Source organism: Providencia sp. PROV267 (assembly GCF_028477825.1).
GTDB classification, from domain to species: domain Bacteria; phylum Pseudomonadota; class Gammaproteobacteria; order Enterobacterales; family Enterobacteriaceae; genus Providencia; species Providencia stuartii.
Genome location: NZ_JAMPLX010000032.1, coordinates 1 through 1,805, shown reverse-complemented (window position 1 = coordinate 1,805; position 1,805 = coordinate 1). Strand labels below are relative to the sequence as shown.

Annotated in this window: 2 protein-coding genes; both read right to left on the bottom strand. The window is 36.0% G+C overall.

The genetic code is table 11. The annotated features are described in order from the left end of the window. Positions 1 to 388: 388 nt before the first annotated feature. Positions 389 to 1,033, bottom strand: coding sequence for a hypothetical protein (locus PR709_RS18820; RefSeq protein ID WP_272571104.1), 645 nt, complete (start codon positions 1,031 to 1,033; stop codon positions 389 to 391). A 19-nt stretch (positions 1,034 to 1,052) separates the two neighbouring features. Then, positions 1,053 to 1,805: RHS repeat-associated core domain-containing protein (locus tag PR709_RS18815; RefSeq protein WP_272571103.1), on the bottom strand; the 753-nt coding region annotated here is incomplete at its 5' end.

Sequence of the window (1,805 nt, the reverse complement as noted above, 5' to 3'; positions counted from 1 at the left end):
GACCGCAATATAATCTGGTGTTTATGGTCATAGTGTTAGTGTGTCAGTCAAATATCGGCGTTGTGAACATCGATTTATGCCTATGATGTACAACTTGATATGGGGATACGCCCACACGTGTTATACCCTCGTTTCTCGGTATGTATTTTTCTGTTGTCTGCTTGTAAATATCAGACTGATTCGTGCTTTTCTGATACTGCTGAGTCCAATTATATAAACTGGATCCAGCAGTATCTATAGAAAAATAGCCCAATTATGAATGAGTCACGACCTTTTGCTTTTAATTATTTCGATTAAACTACTCCAGTAGCCTTATGTTATTTGTTTTTCTATCGATTTTGATTAATGAATGATTTTTATTTCTATGATATAAAGCATGTAATGTGTATTATGGTAAACTTAATGCGACCCCAATTTCATCAACTACTTTATGAAACTCTGCATACTCGGAATCATTAAATTCATTTAAATTGTCAATATATGACATATTTATATGGGTTACCTTATTAAGAGATATCATGGCAGCGCCTAAAGCAATTAAATCGTAGCTACTATCTATCTCTTGATAGGCTTTTTCACTTAAAGAGTCAATATATAAATTTGGGTTAGGTAATTTTATTGCCTCCCACTCTACGTTATATATCTCCAATCGGAACGCTTTACTTCTTTTCGTCTGACAAAACCCAGATTTATATAGGCTTGATAAATCGTCAATATCTAAAAACATATGTATTATTAGATAGCCATCATCAAGGGTAATATAGCTAGAAATATCTCTAGCAAACTCTATGTTATTAATCAAACGAACAGGGTAGCATATAAGATTATCATCCAATTCATCAAAGGGTTTCAACTCTCCATTATATTTTGACATGAAAATATCATCAAATTCATTTGATGATATTTTTTTTTCACTTGAGTAAACCATTTCAAATGAATAATCCATCATTTTATTTGACATCAAAAAATTTGCTAATTTTTTAAAAAAAAATGGTATATCATTTTGAAGAATAAACGTATTTACATAGTTCATTATAAACCTCATCTACATACTAACACTTAGTGCTACCTGTTTTCCAATTTACACTTCTTTCCGTTAATGATCCTTTTTTATTCGGTACTTTTATCACTTCCCCAGCTATCCAATCTACAGTATTAAGTTTTATATTAGAATAAATGACACGCTTATGTAGGTTACCTCTACCGCTATTACCTCCTTGCTTAACGTTTTTAGGTAGTTTAATACTATTTTTTGGCACTTCAAATTTAAATACATGTGTTGCTTTATCTGATGAAATATTTAAATGTGCTGCAATCTTATTTCCCAAAGTCTCGACAGATGTGGGAGTAACATAGACTCCCGGTTTATTACCACTTTTTGGTGGGGGTGGACTCATTCTGATTTCACCACTTCTAATTATTGCTTCATATCCTGCTTTATCTGTGAAGTGATATACAGTGACTGTATCTTTAGCCAACCCCCACGGGTCCACCCACGTCAGCGGATTTGGCGCATACTGGTACAGGTTCAATCCGCCTGCCAGCCCGATGGGGTCTTGCTGGGTAAAGCGACCTAAATCTGGGGCGTAGTACCTGAAAGTATTATAGTGCAGGCCGGTTTCTTTGTCGAAATATTGCCCTTGAAAACGCAGGTTTTGTTCACTGTTAAACTCACCGGTAGGGCGGGCCTGACGCTGTAAATTCCCCCAAACACCATATTGACCTTGCCAAACGAGATGACCGTCACCGTTGGTGAGCGCCTCCGGCAATCCGTTTAAGCCACTGTGCGTGTAATAGATGGCGCA

Coding starts and splice junctions, on each gene's coding strand:
- PR709_RS18820 (WP_272571104.1), bottom strand. CDS start 1,033: ATGAACTATGTAAATACGTTTATTCTTCAAAATGATATACCATTTTTT.